This is a genomic window from Xanthomonas sp. 3498, from assembly GCF_014199795.1.
GTDB classification, from domain to species: domain Bacteria; phylum Pseudomonadota; class Gammaproteobacteria; order Xanthomonadales; family Xanthomonadaceae; genus Xanthomonas_A; species Xanthomonas_A rydalmerensis.
Genome location: NZ_JACHOH010000005.1, coordinates 215,946 through 237,617 on the forward strand (window position 1 = coordinate 215,946; position 21,672 = coordinate 237,617).

At 68.8% G+C, this 21,672-nt stretch carries 17 protein-coding genes and 1 riboswitch; of the genes, 14 read left to right on the forward strand and 3 right to left on the reverse strand.

Annotated features, from left to right (window positions below):
* The first annotated feature begins 139 nt into the window (after nucleotides 1-139).
* The 3 genes from GGR66_RS15520 to GGR66_RS15530 all read left to right on the forward strand — a co-directional run bounded on the left by GGR66_RS15520 (nucleotide 140) and on the right by GGR66_RS15530 (nucleotide 5,619).
* The gene (locus GGR66_RS15520) at nucleotides 140-1,972 is read left to right on the forward strand and encodes a sulfotransferase (RefSeq protein ID WP_255421723.1); all 1,833 of its coding nucleotides are present in this window, start codon (nucleotides 140-142) and stop codon (nucleotides 1,970-1,972) included.
* Between the two features lie 323 nt (nucleotides 1,973-2,295).
* Nucleotides 2,296-5,007: a TonB-dependent receptor gene (locus tag GGR66_RS15525; RefSeq protein WP_184448894.1), complete on the forward strand. Its 2,712-nt coding sequence runs from the start codon at nucleotides 2,296-2,298 to the stop codon at nucleotides 5,005-5,007.
* A gap of 132 nt (nucleotides 5,008-5,139) precedes the next feature.
* Entirely contained in the window at nucleotides 5,140-5,619 is a 480-nt protein-coding gene (locus tag GGR66_RS15530; protein WP_184448895.1) for a hypothetical protein, read from the forward strand.
* A gap of 321 nt (nucleotides 5,620-5,940) precedes the next feature.
* On the opposite strand, the gene mntP is transcribed toward GGR66_RS15530, so the two are convergent.
* Nucleotides 5,941-6,516, reverse strand: coding sequence for a manganese efflux pump MntP (gene mntP, locus GGR66_RS15535; RefSeq protein ID WP_184448896.1), 576 nt, complete (start codon nucleotides 6,514-6,516; stop codon nucleotides 5,941-5,943).
* Between the two features lie 508 nt (nucleotides 6,517-7,024).
* A riboswitch (cobalamin riboswitch) is annotated at nucleotides 7,025-7,225 on the forward strand.
* 137 nt (nucleotides 7,226-7,362) lie between these two features.
* Here mntP and GGR66_RS15540 point away from each other — a divergent pair.
* The 6 genes from GGR66_RS15540 to GGR66_RS15565 are packed head-to-tail and all read left to right on the forward strand — an operon-like array spanning nucleotide 7,363 to nucleotide 13,591.
* A complete protein-coding gene (locus GGR66_RS15540; protein ID WP_184449015.1) occupies nucleotides 7,363-8,877 on the forward strand; it encodes a CoA-acylating methylmalonate-semialdehyde dehydrogenase in 1,515 nt (504 codons plus the stop codon).
* The gene (locus GGR66_RS15545) at nucleotides 8,877-10,067 is read left to right on the forward strand and encodes an acyl-CoA dehydrogenase family protein (protein ID WP_184448897.1); all 1,191 of its coding nucleotides are present in this window, start codon (nucleotides 8,877-8,879) and stop codon (nucleotides 10,065-10,067) included. Before GGR66_RS15540 ends, GGR66_RS15545 begins: the two co-directional genes overlap by 1 nt.
* Nucleotides 10,064-10,873 carry an enoyl-CoA hydratase gene (locus GGR66_RS15550; RefSeq protein ID WP_184448898.1) on the forward strand — a complete coding sequence of 270 codons (810 nt, stop codon included), beginning with the start codon at nucleotides 10,064-10,066 and terminating at the stop codon, nucleotides 10,871-10,873. Before GGR66_RS15545 ends, GGR66_RS15550 begins: the two co-directional genes overlap by 4 nt.
* The gene (locus GGR66_RS15555; protein WP_184448899.1) at nucleotides 10,858-12,045 is read left to right on the forward strand and encodes an enoyl-CoA hydratase/isomerase family protein; all 1,188 of its coding nucleotides are present in this window, start codon (nucleotides 10,858-10,860) and stop codon (nucleotides 12,043-12,045) included. The genes GGR66_RS15550 and GGR66_RS15555 overlap by 16 nt, the downstream gene beginning before the upstream one ends.
* The gene (gene mmsB, locus GGR66_RS15560) at nucleotides 12,042-12,932 is read left to right on the forward strand and encodes a 3-hydroxyisobutyrate dehydrogenase (RefSeq protein ID WP_160969136.1); all 891 of its coding nucleotides are present in this window, start codon (nucleotides 12,042-12,044) and stop codon (nucleotides 12,930-12,932) included. The genes GGR66_RS15555 and mmsB overlap by 4 nt, the downstream gene beginning before the upstream one ends.
* The gene (locus GGR66_RS15565) at nucleotides 12,929-13,591 is read left to right on the forward strand and encodes an epoxyqueuosine reductase QueH (RefSeq protein WP_184448900.1); all 663 of its coding nucleotides are present in this window, start codon (nucleotides 12,929-12,931) and stop codon (nucleotides 13,589-13,591) included. Before mmsB ends, GGR66_RS15565 begins: the two co-directional genes overlap by 4 nt.
* Before the next feature lie 42 nt (nucleotides 13,592-13,633).
* Here the strand turns inward: GGR66_RS15565 and GGR66_RS15570 are convergent, their stop codons facing one another.
* Complete coding sequence (locus GGR66_RS15570; protein ID WP_010342764.1) at nucleotides 13,634-14,299, reverse strand: response regulator transcription factor; 666 nt, start codon at nucleotides 14,297-14,299, stop codon at nucleotides 13,634-13,636.
* A 139-nt stretch (nucleotides 14,300-14,438) separates the two neighbouring features.
* On the reverse strand, nucleotides 14,439-16,382 hold the full coding sequence (gene acs / locus GGR66_RS15575) for an acetate--CoA ligase (protein ID WP_184448901.1): 1,944 nt from the start codon (nucleotides 16,380-16,382) through the stop codon (nucleotides 14,439-14,441).
* 215 nt (nucleotides 16,383-16,597) lie between these two features.
* Here acs and GGR66_RS15580 point away from each other — a divergent pair, with 215 nt between their 5' ends.
* From GGR66_RS15580 to yjjG, 5 genes are all read left to right on the forward strand, one after another.
* A complete protein-coding gene (locus tag GGR66_RS15580) occupies nucleotides 16,598-18,010 on the forward strand; it encodes a DcaP family trimeric outer membrane transporter (protein ID WP_184448902.1) in 1,413 nt (470 codons plus the stop codon).
* A 32-nt stretch (nucleotides 18,011-18,042) separates the two neighbouring features.
* A complete protein-coding gene (locus tag GGR66_RS15585) occupies nucleotides 18,043-18,360 on the forward strand; it encodes a DUF485 domain-containing protein (protein ID WP_184448903.1) in 318 nt (105 codons plus the stop codon).
* A complete protein-coding gene (locus GGR66_RS15590) occupies nucleotides 18,357-20,087 on the forward strand; it encodes a cation acetate symporter (protein WP_184448904.1) in 1,731 nt (576 codons plus the stop codon). The genes GGR66_RS15585 and GGR66_RS15590 overlap by 4 nt, the downstream gene beginning before the upstream one ends.
* A gap of 182 nt (nucleotides 20,088-20,269) precedes the next feature.
* Nucleotides 20,270-20,767, forward strand: coding sequence for a M35 family metallo-endopeptidase (locus GGR66_RS15595; RefSeq protein WP_160969544.1), 498 nt, complete (start codon nucleotides 20,270-20,272; stop codon nucleotides 20,765-20,767).
* A gap of 123 nt (nucleotides 20,768-20,890) precedes the next feature.
* Complete coding sequence (yjjG, locus tag GGR66_RS15600; RefSeq protein WP_184448905.1) at nucleotides 20,891-21,574, forward strand: pyrimidine 5'-nucleotidase; 684 nt, start codon at nucleotides 20,891-20,893, stop codon at nucleotides 21,572-21,574.
* Nucleotides 21,575-21,672 lie beyond the last annotated feature (98 nt).

The window sequence follows — 21,672 nt, forward strand, 5'->3', positions numbered from 1 at the left end:
GTCGTGTTTTTGTAACGGCAATGTATGCGCTGTGTGGCAAGTGGCGGCGCGGCCGGCGTGGCGCACGGCGCGGGCCGGCGGCTAAGGTGGTGGACCGCCCACCACCCGCCTGCGCATGACCTCCCTGGACGACACCGCGATGCCTTCGCTTCCGGACCTGCTGGCGGCGCTGGAGGCCGGCCAGGCGCAGACGCTCGAACACGGTGCCCGCGCCTACCTGCGGCAGCGCCCCGACGATGTCCTGGCCAGCAGCCTGCTGGCGATGAGCCTGCAGATGCAGGGCCAGCCGGCGCCGGCCGCCGCCGTGTACCGCACGCTGGCCGGGCGCGAGCCGCACGAAGTGGCGCACTGGAACAACCTGGGCACGGCGCTGCGCGAGGCCGGCGAACCCGGCGCGGCCGGCGAGGCCTATCTGCGCGCCCGCGCGCTGGCGCCGGACGATCCACTGCCGCACCACAACCTGGGCCTGCTGGCGATGGACGCCGGCGACTACGCCGCTGCCCGCGAACATTTGCTCGATGCGCATGCGCTGGCGCCGCAGGCGCCGCCGCTGTGCGTGCACGCGGCGATGGCCTGCCACGAATGCGGCGACTTCCAGCGCGTGCAGGCACTGATCGCCGACTGGCGGCAGTGGCCGCCGCTGGGTCCGGACACCACCGTGGAACTGGCCTGGCTGCTGTCGCAGGGCGGCGCGACCGATGTCGCCTGCATGCTGCTGCGCGCCTGCGCCGAAGGACCGATGGCGCAGCCGGCGCGGGCTTGGTCGCGGCTGGTGCTGGTGCTCGAACGCGCCAATCGCCTGCCGCAGGCGCGCGAGGCCGCCGCGCAGCTGCCGCCGCCGGAGCGGATCGACGACCCCGACGTGCGCCAGGACGCTGCCAACGCGCTGGCGGTGCTGGCCATGCGCGAGGGCCACTGGGACCAGGCGCATGCGCTGCTGCGCGGGCTGCTGGCCGACGGCAGTGCGGTCGACCGGCGCAAGCAGAGCAATCTGTTCTTCGCCCTGGCGCGGGTCTGCGACCGCCTGGGCCTGCATGACGAAGCGCTGGACGCCTGCGCGCAGGGCCACGCCGGCCAGGTCGAGGGCCTGGCCGCGCTGGTGCCGGAACTGGCGGCGGCGGATGCGCCGCCGTTGCCGGTCGCGTGTTCTCGCTGGGACCCGGCGCACCATGCCGCGGCGCGGCCGGTCACCGCGCCGGCGATGGCGGACTCGCCGATCTTCGTGGTCGGCTTCCCGCGCTCGGGCACCACCTTGCTGGAACAGATGCTCGACGCCCATCCGCAGTTGGTCGCGATGGACGAGCGGCCGTTCCTGCAGGGGCTGGCCGATCGCCTGGACGCGCGCGGGGTGGCCTGGCCGGACGGGCTGGGCGACCTCGACGATGCCGCCTGCGCGGAGTTGCGCGCCGAGTACTGGCAGGCGGTGCGCGGGGTGGTGCAGCTGCAGCCGGGCCAGCGCCTGGTCGACAAGAACCCGCTGAACCTGCTGCGTCTGCCGCTGATCCGGCGGCTGTTCCCGGAGGCCCCGGTGATCCTGGCGTTGCGCCATCCCTGCGACGTGCTGCTGAGCTGCTACATGCAGGCGTTCCGCTCGCCGGCCTTCGCCCTGCTGTGTTCCAGCCTGCCGCGGTTGGCCCGCGGCTATGCCGATGCAATGGAGTTCTGGCTGTATCACGCCGCCTTGCTGCAGCCGCGCGCGCTGGAACTGCGCTACGAAGACCTGGTGGCCGACCCGCAGGCGCAGGTGGCGCGGTTGGGGCAGTTCCTGCACCTGGAACAGCCGGAGCGTCTGCTGGAGTTCCAGCGGCATGCGCAGGGCAAGGGCTTCATCAGCACGCCGAGCTACGCGCAGGTGGTGGAGGGCATCAACCGCAAGGCCCTGGACCGTTGGCGTGCCTACCAGGACGCCTTCGCCCCGGTGCTGCCGGTACTGCAGCCGTTCCTGCAGCGCTGGGATTACCGCGGCGCCTGAGCGCGGCGTGTTGTCTGAACGGTTCCCGTCTGGTCGTTGAACAGCCAAAACGCAGCGTGCGCCGCGCCTGGCAATAGCGGCGTTTTTGTCAGCCCCTGGCGCACGTTGGCACACCGAAACAACACCCCTCTTATAAAAAACTAACAAGTGCCTGACGGTCCTGTAATGGTCCGCAGGCCCGAGGCATCCATTCCACCCGCCGCGCGCCCGCGCGTTCGGGACGCTTCGCGCCTGCGTGCAGCGCTGGCGCTTGTCGCATATCACATGAGGTCTTCCCGATGTCCGTAGCAAAGAACAGACTCGCCCACGCCGTTTGCCTGGCCATGGCGACGCTTCCCGCCACGCTCTATGCGCAGAGCGCCGCGCCGGCGGCGGCCGCGTCCGGCGATGCGCCGGTGACCCTGGACAAGCTCACCGTCACCGGTTCGCTGGTGCGTCGCGTGGACCTGGAGACCGCCAGCCCGGTCGCCGTGGTCGATCGCCAGCAGATCCAGCAGAGCGGCAAGCAGACCCTGGGCGATCTGCTGCAGGCGCTGCCCGGCATCGCCGGTGCCGCCACCAACCCGCAGGTCAACAACGGCGGCGGCGACGGCGCCTCGACCATCTCGCTGCGCGGCCTCGGCGACGAGCGCACGCTGATCCTGATCGACGGCCACCGCATCCAGAACAACGACGTCAACTCGATCCCGGCCAACATGATCGACCACGTCGAAGTGCTGAAGGTCGGCGCCTCGGCGATGTACGGCTCCGACGCCATCGGCGGTGTGGTCAACTTCATCCTGCGCAAGAACTTCGAAGGCGGCGAAGTCTCGGCCAACTACGGCCAGACCAGCCGCGGCGACGGCGCGCGCCAGGGCGGCAGCTTCACCTTCGGCAAGACCTGGGACCGCGGCAACGTGGTGGTCGGCCTGGACTACAACAAGCAGAAGGAGGTCTCCACCGCCAACCGCGCGTTCTCCAAGTACGCGATGTACCTGTCCAGCGGCAGCGTCTACAAGGGCGGTTCCGCGCGCACGCCGACCGGCTACTACAAGCTGCCGGCGGCGACCCTGGCGGCCAACGGCTGCGCCGCCGACGGCGCGCTGACCGGCAACGGCAGCGGCGGCTACAAGTGCTACAGCGCCTCGGCCGATTCCTACAACTACGAGGCGCAGAACCTGCTGCTGACCCCGCAGCAGCGCGTCGGCGGCTTCGTGCTCGGCAGCTTCAACATCACCGACTCGATGCAGGCGTACGTCAACGCCTATCACAACCACACCATGTCCAACTTCGCGATCGCGCCGCTGCCGCTCGACGCGCAGAACGACGGCATCACCATCGCCGCCAACAATCCGTACAACCCGTTCGGCGTGGAGTTCGGCCCCAACGGCTACGAGTATCAGACGCGCTTCACCTCGCTCGGCCAGCGCGAGGGCTTCTACGACACCGCTACCGACCAGGACGTGATCGGCCTGAAGGGCGGCATCGGCGACAGCAGCTGGGTGTGGGACGCCAACTTCAACTACGGCCACTACCGCCAGCGCAACTGGAGCCACGGCTACGTCGATTACGCCGCGCTGCAGAACGCCATCAACGCCGGGCAGGTCAACATCCTCGACCAGGGCAGCCCGAGCACGGTCGCCTGGCTGCAGAGCAACGAGTCGATCCCGCGCCAGGAGACCACCACCATCATGCGGCAGTGGGAAGCCAGCGCCAACGGCAGCCTGTGGGAGATGCCGGCCGGCGCCGCGCAGCTGGCCGTCGGTGCGCTGTACCGCAAGGAGAGCCTGAGCTCCAGTGTGTCGGCCAACGCGCTGATCAACAGCGGCAACACCTGTGCGGTCTCCTCCGAAGCCTGCGCCTCGCCGCTGAGCGGCAGCTTCAACGTCAAGGAAGCCTACGCGCAGTTGTTCATGCCGGTGCTGGAGCAGTCCTCGCCGATCGGCGCGCTCAACCTGACCCTGAGCGATCGCTATTCCGACTACAGCAGCGTGCGGTCGGGCAACAACAGCGCCTCGTTCCAGGTGGAGTGGCGGCCGATTCACGACCTGATGGTGCGCGGCACCGCGGCGCAGGTGTTCCGCGCGCCGACCATCACCGACATCTACCAGGGCCCGACCGCCGACGCGCCGAACTTCATCGATCCGTGCATCGGCTACAGCGGCAGCGGCCATGCCACTGCCTGCGCTGGCGTGCCGGCCGGCTGGACCGGCACAGGACTGTCGCAGACCAATGCGATCAAGTCCGGCGCCACCTACGTCGGCTACCAGCTCAAGCCGGAGAAGGGCACCTCGTTCGACTACGGCCTGGTCTACAGCCCCGAGTACGTGCCGGGCCTGTCGGTCAACCTCGACTGGTGGAAGGTCAAGCTCAATGATCTGATCCAGCCGATCTCCGCGCAGACCGTGGCCGACCTCTGCTACAACGACGACAACAGCCCGTACTGCAGCTACCTCCACCGCTACGCCGCCGGCACCCCAAGCGCCGGCAACATCGACCACATCCAGACGCCGGTGGTGAACATCGGCAAGCTCAATACCCAGGGCATCGACCTGGGCGCGAGCTACGCGCTGCCCACCACCGACTACGGCAAGTTCACCCTGGCCGTGGACAGCACCTACCTGCACCGCTACGACATCGACACCGGGGACACGGTGGTGCACATGGCCGGCCGCTACAACTCGTCCTACGGCAACTACGCGCATTGGCGCGCGCATGCCCTGGTCGGCTGGAAGCTGGGCAACTGGGATGCGAGCTGGACCACGCGCTGGGTCGGCAAGATGCAGGTCGGCAGCGGCGACCTGAGCCAGAACATGTCCGCTGACGGGCATGACAAGGGTGTAGTGCTGAATTACGGCAGCTACATGTATCACGCGCTGCAGGTGGGCTACGACATGACCGGGGCCAACCTGCGCCTGGATCTGGGCGTGGACAACCTGACCAACAAGCAGCCGCCGATGATGTACCAGAACAACGTATTGAACGCGAACACCGACGTGAGCACCTACGACACGCTCGGCCGTTACTACTGGATGCGCGCGACTTACAAATTCTGATAGGTAGAAATTTTCTGTAGAGGACATGGAACTGGCGTCTTTATGGAGGCGCCAGTTCTAATTTTAAAATTGGTTCGGTAGTTATAGAAGCTTCACCATGAGTTTTCATTTTCAACAGCAAGGATATAGCTTATGAAAGCTGCATATGGTCTGCTGGGCGCTTTTTTATTAGTTTCATCCTTCGGTGCAAGTGCTGGTGTCGTGACCGACAAAGTTGATAACATATTTATTCAATGTTCTGAATGCGCCATTGCGAAAAATACTGATGTCACTTTGGGATATGTGAAAGTGGCACTTAGTGCGTACGCATCTGCAGCGAACGCAAAGGGTTGGGGGCCAGTTAGTGTAGGCGATCAAATCCAGATCGAGAAATATAACCAAACGCCTGGCGGTTACATGCTTGTCGATCATTACTACGCTGTAAAGAACCTTCCAGTAACCTCCTTCAATGATCTGATAGATGAAGGAGTCGAGCGCGATTCGGACGTCAGGGCGCTTCCTGCGAGGGCGCAAGAAGAGGCATCACTGAAGGGCGACCTTGCCAATTTCGTAGAGAGCTTTGCCGACTCTGGCGGAGTAACAACGATTTACGGATTCTTCCCGCAGAACTAATGATGTTGGTCGCGCCGCGCCACCCAACTCCCTGGGTGGCGCGGCGCAGTGCCATCACTGTAGAGGCGGCTGAGCCTCACCAATTGCGCATGCGCACGATCGATGCCTGGTAGTGCCGGGCTGATTTCCCGCCGTACTGGACGTTCCTGCACGCGGGCCCGCCGCCGCGCAGCGGCGACAAGTACATCCTCTCCACCTACCTGGAATTCACCGCCAAGCCGGCCTGACCCAGGGCGCCGTCATGGCGGGATGGGCGAGCACCGCCGCCGCACATCCCCAATCCCGAATCCCCAATCCCGGCCGAAACAGGCACCGCGGCGCTCACCCCGCGCCGTGCAGATGCTCGAACAGGATGGTGCTGCCGATCGCGATCAGCAGCGCGCCGCCGACGATCTCCGCCCGCTTGCCGGCCAGCGCGCCGAGCGCGCGGCCGAGCATGATGCCCAGGGTGACCATGGTCAGCGTGCACAGGCCGATGATGGCCGCGACCTCGACGATGTTCACGTCGAGGAAGGCCAGGCCGACGCCGACCGCCATCGCGTCGATGCTGGTGGCGAAGCCGGTGGCGGCCAGGCTCCAGAAGCCGTGGCGCTTGGGCGCGGCGTCCTCCGGTGCGTCGCTCTCCGGCTTGAGGCCGGCGACGATCATGTGCACGCCCAGCGCGCCGAGCAGGCCGAAGGCGATCCAGTGGTCGAAGGCGACCACGTACTTGGACGCGGCCTGACCCAGCACCCAGCCCAGCGCAGGCGTCAGCGCCTCGATGCAGCCGAAGATCAGGCCGGCGCGCAGCGCGTCGGCCCAGCGTGGGCGCTGCATCGCCGCACCCTTGCCGATCGCGGCGGCGAAGGCGTCGGTCGACATGGCGATGCCGAGCAGCAGAATCGAAAGAAACGACATGGGGAACCGTACCGGGACAGGCGACAACGACGAGCGCGCGCGCCCGGCCTTCGCCTTGCGCACTCGCCGCTGGTCTCGCCAACCGAACTAGGCTGCCCGTACCACGGCGCATCGGCCGAGTGTGTTGACACGGGCGCTGTCCGCGCAGGTCGGACAGCAGGCTACTCCCCAAGGGGACGCGCAGTCTAACAGCCGCCAACTGCAGCGAACACACTTGGAACGCACGCGAACCTGCAGCTTCTCTTCTTAGCATCGGCTATAGCGGGGCGTGCCGGCCGGCGTTCCGCGTGGGGTGCTGCGATGGCCCGCAGCGCCCGTGATCACTGCAGCGCATTCGGTTGATCGCTGCAGGGAATCCGGTGTCGCCGCTGCGGCGCTGTGCATGCTGGTGATAGGCGCCGGCCGCTGCAGGCGAACGCGGCTGTGCGCGGTCGGCAATGGCGGCGCTGCGTGCCGACGCCGACACCGCGCGCTGCGCTGCAGCGTGTTGCTGTCGCCGCGGCGCGACTACACTGGCCACGCTTCAGGTGCCTGGTCGTCGCAAGACGCACCGGGTGAAACGGGAAGCCGGTCCGATGCCGGCGCTGCCCCCGCAACGGTAGGCGAGAACACCCGACAACAGACCACTGCGCAAGCGGGAAGGTGTCGGGGTGATGCGATCCCGCATTGCTCGCAAGCCCGGAGACCGGCCTGACGTGGACGTCCTGCGACGTTCTTTCTCGGGTGTTGCGGTGGGCAACCTGACGAGCGGAACGACGTCGGGGCCCTGCGCCGCGCGTTCGCTTGTCCTGTCCATCGCCGCCCGCCCGGTGGTGATGCGATGAGGAGACAGGACCCGTGAACCAGATGACCCGGACCGGCGCCGACGTGGCGACCGTCAAGCTCTTGATCGACGGCGCGTTCGTCGAATCCAGCAGCAGCCAATGGCGCGAGGTCGTCGATCCGGCGACCCAGGACGTGCTCGCGCGCGTGCCGTTCGCCACGGCCGCGGAAGTGGATGCCGCCGTGGCCGCCGCGCAACGCGCGTTCGCGAGTTGGCGCAAGACGCCGATCGGCACCCGCGCGCGGATCTTCCTGGCCTATCAGCAACTGATCCGTGCGCACATGGGCGAGTTGGCGGCGATCCTCACCCGCGAGCAGGGCAAGACCCTGGCGGATGCGGAAGGCGACGTGTTCCGCGGCCTGGAAGTGGTGGAACAGGCCGCGGCGATCGGCAACCTGCAGCTCGGCGAACTGGCCAACAACGTCGCCAACGGCGTGGATACCTACACGCTCTTGCAGCCGCTGGGCGTGTGCGCCGGCATCACCCCGTTCAACTTCCCTGCGATGATCCCGCTGTGGATGTTCCCGATGGCCATCGCCACCGGCAACACCTTCGTGCTCAAGCCGTCCGAGCAGGATCCGCTGGTGACCATGCGGCTGGTCGAACTGGCGGTGCAGGCGGGCGTGCCCAAGGGCGTGCTGAACGTCGTGCACGGCGGCGCCGAGGTGGTCGATGCGCTGTGCGATCACGCCGACATCAAGGCGCTGTCGTTCGTCGGCTCCACCAAGGTCGGCACCCACGTCTACCAACGCGCGGCGCTGGCCGGCAAGCGCGTGCAATGCATGATGGGCGCGAAGAACCATGCGGTGGTGTTGCCGGATGCGGCGCGCCAGCAGACCCTCGACGCGTTGGTGGGGGCGGCCTTCGGCGCCGCCGGCCAGCGCTGCATGGCCGCCTCGACGCTGGTGCTGGTCGGCGAGGCGCGGCAGTGGATTCCGGCGCTGGTGGCCAAGGCGCAGACGCTCAAGGTCAACGCCGGCAGCGAACCCGGCACCGATCTGGGGCCGGTGATCTCGCGCAGTGCGCGCGAGCGCATCGAGGCGCTGATCGCCACCGGCATCGCCGAGGGCGCGACGCTGGAACTGGACGGACGCAACCCGACCGTGCCCGGTTTCGCTCATGGCAACTTCGTCGGCCCGACGATCTTCTCCGGGGTCGCGCCGGGCATGCGCATCTACGACGAGGAGATCTTCGGCCCGGTGCTGGTAATCCTGGAGGCGGCCACGCTGGAAGACGCGATCGCCCTGGTCAACGCCAATCCGAACGGCAACGGCACGGCGCTGTTCACCCAGTCCGGCGCCGCCGCACGCAAGTTCCAGGAGGAGATCGACGTCGGCCAGGTCGGCATCAACGTGCCGATTCCGGTGCCGGTGCCGCTGTTCTCGTTCACCGGTTCGCGCGCGTCCAAGCTCGGCGATCTCGGCCCCTACGGCAAGCAGGCGGTGCAGTTCTACACGCAGACCAAGACCGTCACCACGCGCTGGTTCGACGATGCCGGCGCCGGGCCGGGCGTCAACACCACGATCCGCCTGTCGTGATGGCCGCGGCGATGCAGTGGCCGCTGGAGCAGCCGGCCGATGCCGGCCTGGACGAGGCGCAGCGCGCCTATCGCGAGGCCGCGCGCGGCTTCGCCCAGGCCGAACTGGCGCCGCACGCGGCACGCTGGGACGCGGACGGGATTTTCCCGCGCGAGGCGATCGGCAAGGCCGGCGAACTCGGCTTCTGCGGCCTGTACGTGGACGAGCACGCCGGCGGCAGCGGGCTGTCGCGCCTGGATGCGGCGATCGTGTTCGAGGAACTGGCCGCGGTCGATCCGTCCACCGCGGCCTTCATCAGCATCCACAACATGGCCACCTGGATGCTGACCCGCTTCGCCACGCCGGCCGTGTGCAGGGACTGGGGCGCCGCGCTGGCCAGCGGCGCCAAGCTCGCCTCGTACTGCCTGACCGAACCCGGTGCCGGTTCCGACGCAGCCGCGCTGAAGACCCGCGCGGTGCGCGATGGCGACGGCTACCGCATCGACGGCAGCAAGGCGTTCATTTCCGGCGCCGGCGCGACCGACCTGCTGGTGGTGATGGCGCGCACCGGCGAGGACGGCCCGCGCGGCATCAGCGCCTTCGCGGTGCCGGCCGATGCGGCGGGCATCGCCTATGGGCGCAACGAGGACAAACTGGGCTGGCACAGCCAGCCGACCCGCGCGGTGAACTTCGACGGCGTGCGCGTGCCGCTCGCGCATCGTCTGGGCGAAGAGGGCGAGGGCTTCCGCATCGCGATGCGTGGCCTCGATGGCGGCCGCCTCAACATCGCTGCGTGCTCGCTGGGCGCGGGGCAGGGCGCGCTGGACGCGGCGCGGCGCTATCTGGGCGAGCGCCGCCAGTTCGGCAAGAAGCTCGCCGAGTTCCAGGCTCTGCAGTTCACCCTGGCCGACATGGCCACGCAGCTGGTCGCCGCGCGGCAGATGGTGCACACCGCCGCACGCAAGCTCGACGCCGGCGCGCGCGATGCGACGGTGTGGTGCGCGATGGCCAAGCGCTTCGCCACCGATGCCGGCTTTTCGATCTGCAACGACGCGCTGCAGCTGCACGGCGGCTACGGCTACATCCGCGAGTATCCGGTCGAACGCCTGCTGCGCGACAGCCGGGTGCACCAGATCCTGGAAGGCACCAACGAAATCATGCGCGTGATCGTCGCGCGCCACCTGTTGAACACCGAAGAGGAATTGCGATGAGCGCCGCCGACACCTCCTACCGCCGCCGGGACTGGGCCGGGCTGGCCCTGCAGATCGACGGCCACACGGCCGTGGTCACCCTGTCCAATCCGCCGGCCAACACCTGGACCGTGCACAGTCTGCGTGCGCTGCGCGAGCTGGTCGACGCGCTGGACGCCGACCGCGACATCTATGCGCTGGTGCTCGTGGGGGCCGGCGAGAAGTTCTTCAGCGCCGGTGCCGACCTCAAGCAGTTCGCCGACGGCGACAAGGCGCTCGCGCGCGAAGCGGCCCGCCGCTTCGGCGAGGCCTTCGAGGCGCTGAGCGGATTCCGCGGCGTCAGCATCGCCGCGATCAACGGCTATGCGATGGGCGGCGGGCTCGAAGCGGCGTTGGCCTGCGACCTGCGCATCGCCGAGGCGCAGGCGCAGATGGCCTTGCCCGAAGCGACGGTCGGCCTGCTGCCCTGCGCCGGCGGCACCCAGAACCTGCCGCGGCTGGTCGGCGAAGGCTGGGCCAAGCGCATGATCCTGCTCGGCGAACGGGTCGACGCCGAGATCGCGCTGCGGATCGGCCTGGTCGAGGAGGTGGTGCCGAGCGGGCAGGCGTTGGCGCGCGCGCTGGACTGGGCGGCCAAGGCGGCGCGGCAGAGTCCGATCAGCGTGGCCGCGGCCAAGCGCCTGGTGCAGGCCACCCGCATGCAGTCGCATGCCAGCGCGCTGGTCAGCGAGCGCGAGGCGTTCGTGGACCTGTTCGACAGCGCCGACCAGGCCGAGGGCGTCAACGCCTTCCTCGGCAAGCGCGCGCCGCAATGGAGCAATGCGTGAGCGCGCCGGCCGCCGACGCCGCTGCGGTGCTGTTCGAGACGCGTGCCGCTGGCGACGGCCGCCGCATCGGCATCGCCACGCTCAACGCGCCGCGCACGCTCAATGGCCTGTCGCTGGAGATGGCGCGCCTGCTGGATGCGCAGCTGACGCAGTGGGCGCAGGACGCGACGGTGGCACTGGTGGTGCTGCAGGGCGCGGGCGAGAAGGCGTTCTGCGCCGGCGGCGATCTGCATGGCCTGTATCGCGGAATGCGCGAGCGTGCGGCGCACGGCGCTGACGCGCAGGCGGACCCGCGCGGCGATGCGCATGCCGAGGCCTTCTTCGAAACCGAGTACCGCCTCGACTACCGCATCCATACCTTCCCCAAGCCGGTGCTGTGCTGGGGCCACGGCATCGTGATGGGCGGCGGGATCGGGCTGATGGCGGGCGCCAGCCACCGCGTGGTCGGCGAACGGTCCCGGCTCGCCTTCCCCGAGATCACGGTCGGCCTGTTTCCCGACGTCGGCGGCAGTTGGCTGTTGTCGCGGGTGCCGGCGCATGCCGGCCTGTTCCTGGCCTTGACCGGCGCACCGCTGGGCGCAGGCGATGCGATCTACGCCGGCATGGCCGATGTGCACGTGCCGGAGGCGGCGCGTGCGGAGGTGCTGGCCGCGCTGCAGGCGACGCCCTGGCCGGCTGCCGCGCAAGACACCTCGCGCGCGCTGGACGCGCTGCTGGCCCGTTTCGCCACGCCTGTGCCGGCCGGTCCGTTGCAACGGCACGCCGCGGCGATCGCCGGCGCCTGTGCGCACCCCACGCTGGACGCGGTGGTGGCGGCGATCGCCGGCCTCGACGTCACCGATCCGTGGATCGCGACGGCGCAGGCGACGTTGGCGGCCGGCGCACCGGGTTCGGCACGGCTGGCCTTCGAGCTGCAGCAGCGCGCCGCATCGCTGTCGTTGGCCGAGGTGTTCCGCCTGGAGTACACCGTCGCCTTGCACTGCGCCGCGCATGGCGATTTTGCCGAAGGCATCCGCGCGCTGCTGATCGACAAGGACCGCGCCCCGCACTGGCAGCCGGCCACCCTCGAGGCCGCGTCCGCCGCGTGGGCGCGCGATTTCTTCCACGCGCCCTGGCCGCCGCAGGCCCACCCCCTGGCCGATCTCGGCCGCCACACGGAGACCCGCGCATGAGCCGGATCGCCTTCATCGGTTTGGGCAACATGGGCGGCCCGATGGCCGTCAACCTGGTCAAGGCCGGGCACGTGGTCCGCGTGTTCGACCTCAACCCCACCGCCCTCGCGGCCGCGGCCGCCGCGGGCGCGCACGCGGCCGATAGCGCGGTGGCCGCGGTCGCCGAGGCCGAGGTGGTGATCTCGATGCTGCCGGCCAGCCGTCATGTCGAAGACCTGTTCCTCGGTGCGCAGGGGCTGCTCGCGCACATTCCCGCAGGCGCGCTGCTCATCGACAGCAGCACGATCGCTCCCGCCTCCGCACGCGCGCTGGCCGCTGCGGCCGAGGCCCGCGGCCTGCAGCCGCTGGATGCGCCGGTGTCCGGCGGTACCGCCGGCGCCGCCGCCGGGACCTTGACCTTCATCGTCGGCGGCCCCGCCGCGACCCTGGAGCGCGCGCGGCCGGTGCTGGAGGCGATGGGCCGCAACATCTTCCACATGGGCGAGGCCGGCGCCGGGCAGGTCGCCAAGCTGTGCAACAACATGGCACTGGGGGTGATCATGGCCGCCACCGGCGAAGCGCTCGCGCTGGGTGCCGCGCATGGGCTGGATCCGGCGGCGCTGTCGCGGATGATGGCGGTCAGCACCGGCCGCAGCTGGGCCACCGAGGTCTGCAACCCGTGGCCGGGCGTGCTGGAACAGGCGCCGGCCTCGCGCGGTTACAGCGGCGGCTTCGGCAGCGACCTGATGCTCAAGGACCTGGGCCTGGCCGCGGAAGCGGCGATGGCCACCGGCGCGGCGATCCCGCTCGGCGAACTGGCGCGCAACCTGTACGCGCTGAATCGCCGCCAGGGCCGCGGCGGCCTGGACTTCTCCAGCGTCGTGCAACTGCTGGCGGATTCGCCATGAGCAATGTCCGCGAGCGCCTGACCCTGCCCGGCGGCGGCGGACGCCTGCTGCTGCACTCGTGCTGCGCGCCGTGCTCGGGCGAGTTGATGGAGTCGTTCGTCGCATCCGGCATCGACTACACGGTGTTCTTCTACAACCCCAACATCCACCCGGCCAGGGAATACGAACTGCGCAAGCAGGAGAACATCCGCTTCGCCGAACAGCATGGCGTGCCCTTCGTCGACGCCGACTACGACACCGACAACTGGTTCGCCCGCGCCCGCGGCATGGAGAACGAGCCCGAACGCGGCATCCGCTGCACGATGTGCTTCGACATGCGCTTCGAGCGCACCGCGCTGTACGCGCACGAGCACGGCTACGCGGTGATGACCAGTTCGCTGGGCATTTCGCGCTGGAAGGACATGCGCCAGATCACCGACAGCGGCATCCGCGCGGCCGCCCCGTACCCGGCGCTGACCTACTGGGACTACAACTGGCGCAAGCAAGGCGGCGCCGCGCGCATGGTCGAGATCAGCAAGCGCGAGCGCTTCTACCAGCAGGAATACTGCGGCTGCGTGTATTCGCTGCGCGACACCAACCGCCATCGCCGCGCGCAGGGCCGCGAGCGGATCAAGCTCGGCGTGGTGTTCTATGGCGACGAGGACGGGACATCGGGCTGAGCGTGGCCTGCAGGCCGGGGCGTGCGCGCTCCCGGCGGCGGCTCAGTCCTCTTCCGGCGGCAACACGATGGCGTCGCTGTCGATGGCCAGCTTGCCGGCCAGCAGCACCGCCTGGGTGCGGTTGGTGACGCCGAGCTTGCGCAGGATCGCGGTGACGTGCGCCTTGATGGTGGCCTCGGACACGCCCAGGTCGTAGGCGATCTGCTTGTTGAGGCTGCCGGCGCCGAGCATCTGCAGCACCCGGAACTGCTGCGGGGTCAGTTCGCGCAGGCGTTGCCCGACCTCGCGCTCGGCGCGGTCGGTGGGCGGCACGTTGTGCGCCTCCGGCGGCGCCCAGTGTTCGCCGTCCAGCACCGTACCCAGGGCCAGGCCGATGGTGTCCGAGTCGGCCGACTTGGGAATGAAGCCGAACGCACCGTGGTCCAGCGCGCGCCGCATCACCGTCGGCTCCTCGCGTGCGGACACCACCACCACCGGCAACTGCGGATGCAGCGCGCGCATGTGCACCAGCGCGCTGAAACCCTGCGCGCCGGGCATGTTGAGATCCATCAGCAGCAGATCGGCATCGGCGTGGCGATCGGCCAGCGCGTACAGCGCCTCCACGCTGTCGGCCTCGTACAACTGCACCCCGGGCATCACCCGCTGCACCGCCCCACGCAGCGCCTCGCGGAACAGGGGATGGTCGTCGGCGATCAGCAGGGTGGGCATGGGGCGCGGATTCGGGATTTGGGATTGGGGATTCGTAGAGCAACAGCAACAGCGGAGCGTGACGTCGTCAGGAGATTGGACACGGACAGGGGACCGCTTTGGCGAATCCCCAATCCCGACTCCCGAATCCCGGCGCGCGTCAGCGCGTGAGTCGTTCGTTCACCAACGAATCCACCACCGACGGATCGGCCAGAGTCGAGGTGTCGCCGAGTTGGTCGGGGGCGTTCTCGGCGATCTTGCGCAGGATGCGGCGCATGATCTTGCCCGAGCGGGTCTTGGGCAGGCCCGGCGCCCACTGCAGGTGGTCGGGAGCGGCGATCGGGCCGATCTCCTTGCGCACCCAGGCCACCAGCTCCTTGTGCAGGGCCTCGCTCGGCTGCTCCTCGGCGACCAGGGTCACGTAGGCGTAGATGCCCTGGCCCTTGATGTCGTGCGGGAAGCCGACCACCGCCGCTTCCGCCACCTTGGGGTGGGAGACCAGCGCGCTCTCCACCTCGGCGGTGCCGATGCGGTGGCCGGAGACGTTGATGACATCGTCGACGCGGCCGGTGATCCAGTAGTAGCCGTCTTCGTCGCGGCGGCAGCCGTCGCCGGTGAAGTAGCTGCCCGGGTAGGTGCGGAAATAGGTGTCGATGAAGCGCTGGTGGTCGCCGTAGACGGTGCGCATCTGCCCCGGCCAGGAATCGCGCAGCACCAGGTTGCCCTCGGTGGCGCCTTCCCGGATCTCGCCGTCGGCGCTGACCAGCGCCGGCTGCACGCCGAAGAACGGCAACGTCGCCGAGCCGGGCTTCAGGTCGATGGCGCCGGCCAGCGGCGTGATCAGGATGCCGCCGGTCTCGGTCTGCCACCAGGTGTCCACGATCGGGCAGCGGCCGTCGCCCACCACGTCGTAGTACCAGCGCCAGGCCTCGGGATTGATCGGCTCGCCGACGCTGCCGAGCAGGCGCAGGCTCGTGCGCGCCGTCTTCTTCACCGGCGCCTCGCCTTCGCGCATCAGCGCGCGGATCGCGGTCGGGGCGGTGTAGAAGATCGTCACCTGGTGCTTGTCGATGACTTCCCAGAAGCGCGACACGCTCGGGTAGTTGGGCACGCCTTCGAACATCAGCGCGGTGGCGCCGTTGGCCAGCGGCCCGTAGACGATGTAGCTGTGGCCGGTGACCCAGCCGACGTCGGCGGTGCACCAGTAGATGTCGTCCTCGCGCAGGTCGAACACGGTCTCGTGGGTGTAGGCCGCGTACAGCAGGTAGCCGGCGGTGGTGTGCAGCACGCCCTTGGGCTTGCCGGTGGAGCCGGAGGTGTAGAGGATGAACAGCGGATCCTCGGCGTTCATGCGCTCGGGCTCGCATTCGGCCGGCTGGGTGTCGACCACGTCGTGGAACCAGCGGTCGCGTGGGGCCTGCATATCCACCGCACCACCGGTGTGGCGCACCACCAGCACGGTTTCCACGCTGGTGGTGCCGGGCAGCTTCAGTGCCGCGTCCACGTTCGCCTTCAGCGGGATCTTCTTGCCGCCGCGCAGGCCTTCGTCGGCGGTGATGATCAGCTTGCTGCCGCAGTCGATCACGCGGTCGGCGATCGAGTTGGGCGCGAAGCCACCGAACACCACCGAGTGGATCGCGCCGATGCGCGCGCAGGCCAGCATCGCCACCGCCGCGTCCGGGATCATCGGCAGGTAGATGGTGACGCGGTCGCCCTTCTGTACGCCGAGCGCGCGCAGCGCGTTGCCGAGCCGGCACACGCGTTCGTACAGCTCGCGATAGGTGACGCGGTAGGACGGCGCGTCCGGGCTGTCCGGCTCGAACAGCAGCGCGGTCTTGTCGCCGCGGGTGGCCAGTTGCCGGTCCAGGCAGTTGACGCTGGCGTTGAGTTCGCCGTCGTCGAACCAGCGGATATGGAAGTCGTCCAGGGCGAAGCTGACGTCCTTGATCCGGGTCGGCTTCTTGAACCAGTCCAGGCGCTCGGCCACCTTGCCCCAGAACGCCTCCGGCTGTTCCACCGATGCCTTGTACTGGGTCTGGTACTGGGTCTTGTCGACCCGCGCCCGGGCGGCGAACTGCGGATCGACGGGATAGAGATCGGCCATGGTTCCCTCTGCAATGAACGGGGCGCCGCATGCGGCGGCGCGTCAATGCGAAGTGTGCCGCATCCGGCGTTAAGCGCACACGCGCGGGGCCTTAGACGATGGTCGTAACTCAGCCGACGTTCGACTAATGGCCAATAGGCGCGGCCAGCGCGGTCGCGCACGCTGCGGTTCGGCCGCGCCTGTGCGTGCGGCGATCCATTATTCGGGAGGGAGTAATGAGCAACCGCATCGCATCCTTGGCGCGTCGCCCGTTGGCGGCCGCGCTGTTGGTGGCCCTGGTCGCGCCTGGCGCGGCCTTCGCCCAAGGCAAACCCTCGGCGCGCGAACAGGCGCTGGAGACCCGCGTGGCCGAGCTGGAGCGGCAGGTACAGCAACTGCTGTCCGCGCAGCAACAGCAGCAGGGGCAGATCGCGCAGACCCAAACCGAGGTCGCCGCGGTCCGCTCGACCCAGGCCGCACCGCCGCCGCCCGCCCCGGCACCGCCGGCCGGCAAGGCGCCGATCCAGGTCACCACGATCACCCCGGGGGCCACGCCCGGCACCACCTTCAAGGTCGGTGGCTTCATCAAGGCCGACTTCCTGGCCACCCGCACCGGCGACGGCCAGCTCGCCGACGACGCCACCGGCCGCGCGCTGTACCTGCCCGGGCAGACGCCGGTGGGCGGCGCCAAGTCCGGCACCGACTACAACGCCCACGCCAAGTTCTCGCGGATCAACTTCGGCGTGGACAGCGTCACCGACGGCGGCAACAAGGCCGGCGCGCTGGTGGAGCTGGATTTCTTCGGCAATTCCCTGGGAACTCAGACCGCCACCAACACCTACGGCGCCACCCTGCGCCATGCCTACATGTACTGGAACCACTGGCTGGCCGGCCAGACCTGGTCCAACTTCATGGATCCGGCGGCGCTGCCGGAAGCGGCCGACTTCATCGGCCCCACCGATGGCGTGGTGTTCGTGCGGCAGGCGCAGGTGCGCTACACCAACGGCGGCTTCAGCATCGCCCTGGAGAATCCGGAAACCACCCTGTACACGCGCAGCGTGGCTGGCGTGGTCAGCACCACCAGCTCCGACCGCGGCGCGCTGCCTGACCTGACCGTGCGCTACGGCTGGAAGGGCGACTGGGGCAGCTTCGGCGTCGCCGGCGTGGTCGGCCAGCAGAAGGTCGACAACCGCGCCACCGGTGCCGACGCCAGCAAGGCCTCCGGCGGCCTGACCCTGGGCGGCAAGTGGGTGGCCAGCGACAGCGACAGCCTGTTCTACCAGCTTACCGGCGGCGAAGGCATCGGCCGCTACATCGGCCTGGGCATCGCCCAGAACGCGGTGTACGACGCCGCCGACCGCGACCTGGACACGGTCGGGGTGGTCGCCGGCTATGTCGGCTGGCGCCACGCGTTTTCGCCCAAGCTGCGCACCAACCTGATCTACGCGCGCAGCGACTACGACAACGACACCGCGCGCACCGGCCTGGGCGTGACCAAGAGCGTGCAGAGCATCCGCGGCAACGTCTTCTACTCGCCGTTGCCCAAGGTCGATATCGGTGCCGAGCTGATGTACGGCAAGCGCGAGATCGAAAGCGGCGCCAAGGGCGACATCACCCGCCTGCAGTTCACCACCAAGTACAGCTTCTGATCCGCGCCGCGGCCACTTTCCGGAGTCACCACATGACCCTCTCCAACGACGCGCTGATCGCCAAGATCGACGTCAATCCGAAGTACCACGCGCTCAAGCGCCAGCGCAACGCGCTGGGCTGGACGCTGACCATCCTGATGTTGCTGGCCTACTTCGGCTTCATCGGCCTGATCGCCTTCGACAAGGCGTTCCTGGCCCAGCCGATGGGCAGCGGCGTCACCACCATCGGCATTCCGATCGCGATCGGGGTGATGGTCTTCACCATCGCCATCACCGCGATCTACGTGCGTCGCGCCAACACCGTGTACGACCAGCTGACCGCCGACATCCTCGAGGACGCCCGCCAATGAGCAAGCACCTGCGCTTCCTTCTGCTGCTGCTGGCCGCGCTGCTGCCGGCCGGCGCGGCCCTGGCCGCGGGCGGCGATGTCGGCCAGACCGACAAGCAGCCGACCAACTGGGTGGCGATCGGAATGTTCGCCTTCTTCGTCGCCGGCACGCTGTGGATCACCAAATGGGCGGCGAAGAAGACCCGCTCGGCATCCGACTTCTACACCGCCGGCGGCGGCATCACCGGCTTCCAGAACGGCCTGGCGATCGCCGGCGACTACATGTCGGCGGCCTCGTTCCTGGGCATCACCGCGGCGGTGATGACCAACGGCTACGACGGCCTGATCTACGCCATCGGCTTTTTGGTCGGCTGGCCGATCCTGACCTTCCTGATGGCCGAGCGCCTGCGCAACCTCGGCAAGTACACCTTCGCCGACGTGGCCGGCTACCGTTTCGCGCCGACCGCGATCCGCAGCTTCGCCGCCTCCGGCACGCTGGTGGTGGTGCTGTTCTACCTGATCGCGCAGATGGTCGGCGCCGGCGCGCTGATCAAGCTGCTGTTCGGCCTGGACTACTGGGTGGCGGTGAGCCTGGTCGGCGTGCTGATGATGGTCTACGTGCTGTTCGGCGGCATGACCGCCACCACCTGGGTGCAGATCATCAAGGCGGTGCTGCTGCTGACCGGCGTGACCTTCATGGCCGTGGCGATCATGTGGCACTTCAACTTCAGCTTCGAGGCGCTGTTCGCCGAGGGCGTGCGGGTGAAGACCGCGGTGGCGGCCAACGGCGGCGCCTCGCCGGAAGAGGCGGCCAGTGCCGGCTTGTCGATCATGGGCCCGGGCGGCTTCGTCAAGGATCCGATCTCGGCGATCTCCTTCGGCATGGCGCTGATGTTCGGCACCGCCGGCCTGCCGCATATCCTGATGCGCTTCTTCACCGTCCCCGACGCCAAGCAGGCGCGCAAGTCGGTGCTGTGGGCCACCACCTGGATCGGCTACTTCTACATCCTGATCTTCATCATCGGCTTCGGCGCCATCGCCCTGGTGCTGACCAACCCGCAGTTCGCCGACGTCGCCACCGGCACCATCCACGGCGGCAAGGGTGCGGCCAACATGGCGGCGGTGCTGGTCGGCAACGCGGTGGGCGGCAACGTGTTCATGGGCTTCATCTCCGCGGTGGCCTTCGCCACCATCCTGGCGGTGGTCGCCGGCCTGACCCTGTCCGGCGCCTCGGCGGTGTCCCACGATCTGTACGCCACGGTGATCAAGAAGGGCAATCCGGCCCCGGGCTCGGAGCTGAAGGTGTCGCGCGTCACCACCATCGCGCTGGGCATCATCGCGGTGCTGCTGGGCATCGTGTTCGAGAAGCAGAACGTGGCCTTCATGGTGTCGCTGGCCTTTGCCATCGCCGCCTCGGCCAACTTCCCGGTGCTGATCCTGTCCTTGCTGTGGAAGGACTGCACCACCCGCGGCGCGGTGATCGGCGGCTTCCTGGGCCTGATCTCCTCGCTGGTGCTGACGGTGCTGTCGCCGTCGGTGTGGGTGGACACGCTGGGCAACCCGACCGGCTCGGCGCCGTTCCCGTACACCTCGCCGGCGTTGTTCTCGGTGACGATCGGCTTCGTCGGCATCTGGCTGTTCTCGGTGCTGGACCGCAGCGCGCAGGCCGGCAAGGAACGCGCCGCGTTCAAGGCGCAGCAGATCCGCGCCGAGACCGGGCTGGGCGCCTCGCGCGGGTCGGGTCACTGAGCCATCGACACGGCGGTCATCGACAGGACGCCGGCCTCGTGCCGGCGTCCTGCGTTGGAGCGATCGTGACTTTTTGGCATCAGTATCTGCGCCTGCCGATCTGAGGCGCTGACCGAGTGCCGGCTCGTGCTGGTCGCCGCACGCTTGCGTCACGGCCACGTGGCCGATGACGAGGCAGAACGATGACACGCCCATTGAATCCACAGGAATTCCAGGTTGCCGACAAAGCGCTGGCAAACGCCGTGGCCCTCTGCAACCACGTCCTCGGGCTGTCCGATCAGGCGCTCGCCGGCCTGGTCGGCAAGCACTTCGACAGCCGCGGCACCCCCGCGCATCTGGACGGCTACCGTCGAGACTACCGACAGATCGTCGAGGCGCTGCAGCGGCTGGACCGCAAGGCCGCGTTCGAGTTCGACGAGCACGAGGCCGAGGACACGATCGCGTACGTGTGGCCGAACAATCCGCAGCGGATCTACCTGTGCGCGGCGTACTTCACCCTGGATGCGGTGGAGCAGGCGGGGACCCTGGTTCACGAGGCGTCGCACTGGGCGGTGGTGCGGGGCACCGACGACCATGCCTATGGCGAGCGGCAGGTCCGGGCGCTGTCCTATACGCTCAAGCGCAACACCGCCGATGCCTACGAGTTGCTGGTCGAGGACCTGGCACGGACGGGCGGATGACGGCGCCAGGCGGCAGCGCAGTGCTGAGTTGCCGCACACGACGCCGGCCCGAGGGCCGGCGTCGTCGTCTGCACGGCGAGGTGGCGCTACCATGAGCGCCCGCCGCCTTCGTCGTGCCGCCACATGCGCTACCGCTGGATCCTGTTCGACGCCGACGACACCCTGTTCCACTTCGACGCCTTCGCCGGCCTGCAGCGCATGTTCGCCGGCTACGGCGTGCAGTTCGGCGAAGCCGAGTACGCCGCCTATACCGCCTGCAACCGGCCGCTGTGGGTGCAGTACCAGAACGGCGCGATCACCGCGCTGCAATTGCAGCAGCGCCGTTTCGCGGACTGGGCGCAGCGATTGCAGACCGCGCCGGAAACCTTGAACACCGCCTTCCTGGCGGCGATGGCCGAACTGTGCACGCCGCTGGACGGTGCGGTGGATCTGCTCGACGCCTTGCGCGGGCGCGCGCGTCTGGGCTTGGTCACCAATGGCTTCGGCGCACTGCAGAACGCGCGCCTGCAACGCACCGGCCTGCACGATCGCTTCGAGGTCATCGCCATTTCCGAGGTGGTGGGCGTGGCCAAGCCGCACCCGGGGATCTTCGCGCACGCGCTGGCGCAACTGGGCGATCCGCCGCCGGCGCAGGTGCTGATGGTCGGCGACAACCCGCAGGCGGACATCGGCGGCGGCCTGGCCGCGGGCCTGCACACCTGCTGGTTCAATGCGCACGGCGCGGCGGCGGCGGAGGGCATCGTGCCGCACCATGAAGTCGCCTCGCTGGCGCAGTTGCAGGCGTGGTTGCTGGAAGAACCGGCGTAGCCGGAGCACAGCGTCTCGCGTGCCCAGCTCCATCGGGCCGGGACTGAAGTCCCTCCCACAGGTGGCACTTCAGTCCGCGGCGATGCTGGCGCGCCCCT

Excerpts from the sequence above, each read along its gene's own strand:
- GGR66_RS15540 (WP_184449015.1), top strand. The coding sequence starts at position 7,363 with ATGACCCGGACCGGCGCCGACGTGGCGACCGTCAAGCTCTTGATCGAC.
- GGR66_RS15525 (WP_184448894.1), top strand. The coding sequence starts at position 2,296 with ATGGCGACGCTTCCCGCCACGCTCTATGCGCAGAGCGCCGCGCCGGCG.
- GGR66_RS15570 (WP_010342764.1), bottom strand. The coding sequence starts at position 14,299 with ATGCCCACCCTGCTGATCGCCGACGACCATCCCCTGTTCCGCGAGGCG.
- GGR66_RS15545 (WP_184448897.1), top strand. The coding sequence starts at position 8,877 with ATGGCCGCGGCGATGCAGTGGCCGCTGGAGCAGCCGGCCGATGCCGGC.
- GGR66_RS15580 (WP_184448902.1), top strand. The coding sequence starts at position 16,598 with ATGAGCAACCGCATCGCATCCTTGGCGCGTCGCCCGTTGGCGGCCGCG.
- GGR66_RS15565 (WP_184448900.1), top strand. The coding sequence starts at position 12,929 with ATGAGCAATGTCCGCGAGCGCCTGACCCTGCCCGGCGGCGGCGGACGC.
- GGR66_RS15520 (WP_255421723.1), top strand. The coding sequence starts at position 140 with ATGCCTTCGCTTCCGGACCTGCTGGCGGCGCTGGAGGCCGGCCAGGCG.
- GGR66_RS15595 (WP_160969544.1), top strand. The coding sequence starts at position 20,270 with ATGACACGCCCATTGAATCCACAGGAATTCCAGGTTGCCGACAAAGCG.
- acs (WP_184448901.1), bottom strand. The coding sequence starts at position 16,382 with ATGGCCGATCTCTATCCCGTCGATCCGCAGTTCGCCGCCCGGGCGCGG.
- yjjG (WP_184448905.1), top strand. The coding sequence starts at position 20,891 with ATGCGCTACCGCTGGATCCTGTTCGACGCCGACGACACCCTGTTCCAC.
- GGR66_RS15550 (WP_184448898.1), top strand. The coding sequence starts at position 10,064 with ATGAGCGCCGCCGACACCTCCTACCGCCGCCGGGACTGGGCCGGGCTG.
- mntP (WP_184448896.1), bottom strand. The coding sequence starts at position 6,516 with ATGTCGTTTCTTTCGATTCTGCTGCTCGGCATCGCCATGTCGACCGAC.
- GGR66_RS15585 (WP_184448903.1), top strand. The coding sequence starts at position 18,043 with ATGACCCTCTCCAACGACGCGCTGATCGCCAAGATCGACGTCAATCCG.
- GGR66_RS15555 (WP_184448899.1), top strand. The coding sequence starts at position 10,858 with ATGGAGCAATGCGTGAGCGCGCCGGCCGCCGACGCCGCTGCGGTGCTG.
- mmsB (WP_160969136.1), top strand. The coding sequence starts at position 12,042 with ATGAGCCGGATCGCCTTCATCGGTTTGGGCAACATGGGCGGCCCGATG.
- GGR66_RS15530 (WP_184448895.1), top strand. The coding sequence starts at position 5,140 with ATGAAAGCTGCATATGGTCTGCTGGGCGCTTTTTTATTAGTTTCATCC.
- GGR66_RS15590 (WP_184448904.1), top strand. The coding sequence starts at position 18,357 with ATGAGCAAGCACCTGCGCTTCCTTCTGCTGCTGCTGGCCGCGCTGCTG.